Origin of the sequence: Kitasatospora cheerisanensis KCTC 2395, from assembly GCF_000696185.1 — a bacterium.
GTDB lineage: Bacteria > Actinomycetota > Actinomycetes > Streptomycetales > Streptomycetaceae > Kitasatospora > Kitasatospora cheerisanensis.
Window position 1 is genome coordinate 9,639 of sequence record NZ_KK853997.1, and the last position, 3,705, is coordinate 13,343.

General features: G+C 67.1%; 5 protein-coding genes and 2 pseudogenes. 6 read left to right on the forward strand and 1 reads right to left on the reverse strand.

Translation table 11 applies throughout. The features are described from left to right. The 5 genes and pseudogenes from KCH_RS00060 to KCH_RS00080 form a co-directional block, all read left to right on the forward strand. A pseudogene (locus tag KCH_RS00060) lies at window positions 1–333 on the forward strand (hypothetical protein); the annotation flags it as partial. Window positions 334–391: 58 nt separating this feature from the next. After that, on the forward strand, window positions 392–694 hold the full coding sequence (locus KCH_RS00065; RefSeq protein WP_035857885.1) for a hypothetical protein: 303 nt from the start codon (window positions 392–394) through the stop codon (window positions 692–694). 68 nt (window positions 695–762) lie between these two features. After that, entirely contained in the window at window positions 763–1,104 is a 342-nt protein-coding gene (locus tag KCH_RS42090; protein WP_035857888.1) for a hypothetical protein, read from the forward strand. Window positions 1,105–1,106: 2 nt separating this feature from the next. Continuing rightward, entirely contained in the window at window positions 1,107–1,448 is a 342-nt protein-coding gene (locus KCH_RS42095; RefSeq protein ID WP_051652567.1) for a hypothetical protein, read from the forward strand. 361 nt (window positions 1,449–1,809) lie between these two features. Beyond that, a pseudogene (locus KCH_RS00080) lies at window positions 1,810–2,196 on the forward strand (transposase); the annotation flags it as partial. Window positions 2,197–2,641: 445 nt separating this feature from the next. Here the strand turns inward: KCH_RS00080 and KCH_RS00090 are convergent. Then, window positions 2,642–3,058 carry a DUF4279 domain-containing protein gene (locus KCH_RS00090; protein ID WP_035857892.1) on the reverse strand — a complete coding sequence of 139 codons (417 nt, stop codon included), beginning with the start codon at window positions 3,056–3,058 and terminating at the stop codon, window positions 2,642–2,644. Between the two features lie 120 nt (window positions 3,059–3,178). On the opposite strand from KCH_RS00090, the gene KCH_RS00095 reads away from it, so the two are divergent. Next, window positions 3,179–3,705: IS5 family transposase (locus KCH_RS00095; RefSeq protein WP_035857893.1), on the forward strand; the 527-nt coding region annotated here is incomplete at its 3' end.

Genomic DNA, 3,705 nt, shown 5'->3' on the forward strand with positions numbered 1-3,705 from the left:
AAGCCAGCGCCACGACCGCAGGCACGACGTGGAGGCGGTAGTGAGGCAGAGCAATACCGTGATCAATCACCAGCGAAGAGTACGCACATCATGATCGGCCGGACAGCTCCTAACTGGCACACCGTGTTCCACTTGCCGACCTACGCTCCTGACCTGAACCCGACCGAGGGCGTGTGGTCGCTGGTCAGGCGCGGCATCGGCAACCTCACCGCGGCCGACCTCGGCCAAATCACCCCAGCCGTGAAGCGCAGACTCAAGAGGATCCAGTACCGCCCCGACCTTGTCGACGGCCGCTTCATCGGAACTGGCCTGAGCTTCGACTTGGCTCGCTGACAATCCGCCGGCCCATATACCCGGCGTCGGCGGCCATGGGTGTGGCAGCATCGCCGCCATGTCTTTGCTGACCTGGGACCACGACGGGGATCTGTACTGCGCTCTCACTACCGAGACCGGTACCGGCGAGGCCCGGACCACGCATTTCGAGCTCAGCGAGGCCCGCATCGTCACGGGCGGGTCGCCTTCCGTGCCTGCCTCACCCGCTCCCGGGCCAACAGCCGTGACAGTGGTCGTCTACGCCCCCGAGGAGGAGAAGCCCGCAGAGGTCTACTTTGACGGGACGCAGACGCTGCCGTTCGCCGTGCTGCAGCACTTCGTGGCAACTGTCGCTGCACGGCTACCGAGCACCGGTTCGTAGAAAGCCGGAGGCGCCAAAGCGCTGCACCGACATCACGAGTTCAAGTTCAGTAGCGTCAGCAAGACGCTGTGGACCGCCATCGGCGACCACGACCGCACCTCACCGAATGGCTCCCGGGCAAGCTCCACACCCCCGCAACCACCGTCGGCACCGTCACCACGACCGCGTTCGACCTCACCCCCACCGCCCTCGGCCTCATCTGCAAGGGCGACGCCGGCGCACCCCTGTGGCGCACCGAGAACGGCAAGCCCGCCCTGGTCGGCGTGGTCTCACGTGCCTGGCACGGCGGCTTCCTCGGCAGCGACGCCACCGAGAGCCGCACCGGTGTGTCCGCCAGCCGGGCCGGAGACCTGGGAGCTTGGGTCGCCTCAACCGCCGCCACCAGCCCGGCGGGTCCGACACGAAGCTGACCATGCAGGCGGACGGCAACCGGGTCCTCACCCACAGGCAGGCCAGCGGTCGAGTGCTCTGGTCCACAGGCACCTCCGGAAACAACGGTGCCTGGGCGTACCTGCAGCCTGACGGCAACCTCGTCGTCCACAAGAAGGACGGCAACCCCGCCAACGTCGGCACCGGCATCCTGTGGGCTTCCAACACCTACGGTCAGAACGGTGCGTTCCTGCTGCTCCAGGCCCATGGCGACGTGAGCATGATGACCCGAGGATCTTTTACGGGACAGCCCTTAGCGGCAGTACCTGCGCAGATTCGCGCGCGCAGGGACACGGCCTCCTCCCGCGCGTACACAGGCGGCTGAACCCGGTCGTCGCTCTGGGTCGCCGCAGCGCGGCTCGTAGTGGGCCCGGCCTACGCCGCCGTAGTGGCCGAGCTCGGTGATCGGCCGGCACCCACGCGGGAGAGGGGGAGGCGTTCCTCGAACGCGTGGGCCCAGACCTCCTGAAGCGGTGTCAGACCGAACGCGGGAAGAGAAACAAGCCATACGTCGGCGCAGCGTTTGTCGAGGCACACCCATCCGTGCCTGCGGAGGCCGGGCAGCTCTGCATGCAGATCCGCGACCACCTCGCCCGGCACCAGAAGGGGTAGCGGCCCGCAGGTGCGACTGGAACACCTACTTGGCCAGCCGCGCCTGACCGCCGAACCGAGTCGAGGCCACCCGCTGGATCATGAGCCACCCCGACAACCTGCGCGAGGACGACCAGCAGCGACTCGCGGCACTGCTGGCCCGCTCACCCGACGCCACGGCCGTCGCAAGCCACATCCGCACTTTCGCGGCCATCATGACCAACCGACAGGGAGACGAGTTGCAGCACTGGATCGCCGACGTCTGCGCGGACCAGCAGGCGGCCGGCCTGACCGGCTTCGCCGCCGGACTGATCCCCGACCTCGACGCGGTCGTCTACGGCATGAGCACCGACTGGTCGTCCGGCCCGGTCGAAGGCCGCGTCAACGACCTGAAGGCGCCCAAGCGCAGCATGTTCGGCCGAGCGAAGCCACCCCTACTCCGCAAGCGGCTCCTCCTGATCGCGGCCAGCCGCCGCCCCTAATCTCTGCTCCCGCGGGCGTCGCGGTCCAGAAACGTGATCAGCCGCGATTCCGAACGCAGAAGCCGCTCTCGCAGCTCCAAGGGAAGAGAGGTAAGGGCGTCCACCAGCATCTGCCTGCGTGGGACGTGCACCAGGTTGCTGCAGTAGATCCTGCAGTCGGAACACCAGACCAGTCCGATGCACCGCTCGAACATGGAGGACTCGGGCGGATGGAAGCGGTACTGGTACGAGCGGACGGGCGTTCCGCAGGCCGCGCAGACTCGTCCGGCGCTGCCGGGAACCGTCTCGCAGGCCGCGACCTTGACCCAGTAACGCCGCCCGGCCGGTGCTCTTCAAGTCGTCATGCCGAGCATTCTCTACCACCGCGAGCCGGCCAGCACAGTCGTCCGGCCCGGAGTGGCCCCGCTTCCGGTCTGTAGTGGCCCCGCTTTGATGGGCGGCGGTGTCAGTCGTCGCTGCGCGTCATGTCGTATTCGCCGACATCCAGATCTGCGCCGGTTGCGGCGAGGAAGTCCAACACCTCGCGGTCCAGGTGCCAGCCGAGGAGATTCGTGTCGTCCGGCGAACCGGAGGACTGGTCGTCATGCAGGTTGAACCAGCGGTTGACCTGAAGAATCGCGATCCCGGGGCCCAGACGGGTTGTCAGATTGGTGAGCGCCTCCATGCGGGGCCGGAGCCTGCCGATGACCTGGCCGATCTGCTCATCGACTGGCAGGCCGGGCTCGCGGCAGACAACCTTCCAGACGTGACAGAACGGGATGGTGTGAGGTGAGGTGGTTAGACTCCCCCGCACCGTGACCTCGTCCGGTTCAACGCCAAGCAACTGGGTGATCTCGTCGACGGTGGTGCCGACGCTGGAGATCGCAAAGTAGACGTACTGAGAGGACGTTAAGTCCGTTTCTGGATGATCTGGTGTCGCCCGTTCGTGGGTACGGAGGCTTTCGAGCCGACTCGCGTGTCGTGTGCATGATGGGGTCGGGGCATGGAACGGATGCCGTACTCAACAGACTTGTCCGACGGGCAATGGGCCTTGATCGAGCCGCTGGTCACCGCCTGGAAGAAGGAGCGGGTGTCGCGATCGGCGACCGGAGACCCGGGCTCCTGTGACCTGCGCGAGGTCGTGAACGCCCTGCTGTACCAGAACCGGACGGGCTGTCAGTGGCGGCTCCTGCCGCACGACCTACCTGCCTGGTCGGCGGTGTTCTACTACTTCACCCTGTGGCGCCAGGACGGCCTTGACCAGCGGATCCAGGAGATCCTGCGCTGCCAGGTGCGTGAGCGGGCCCGCCGATTAGAGGACCCGTCCCTGGTGATCATCGACACTCAGTCCGTCCGCGCGGCGGCCGGCGTGCCGAAGGAGACCACGGGGCTGGACGCAAACAAGAGGACGCCCGGAAGGAAGCGGGGACTGGCCGTCGACGTGCTGGGCCTGATCATCGGCGTGGTGGTCCTGGCCGCGAGCGCACACGACAACGAGGCCGGCATCGCTCTGCTGGACCAGGCGGCCGA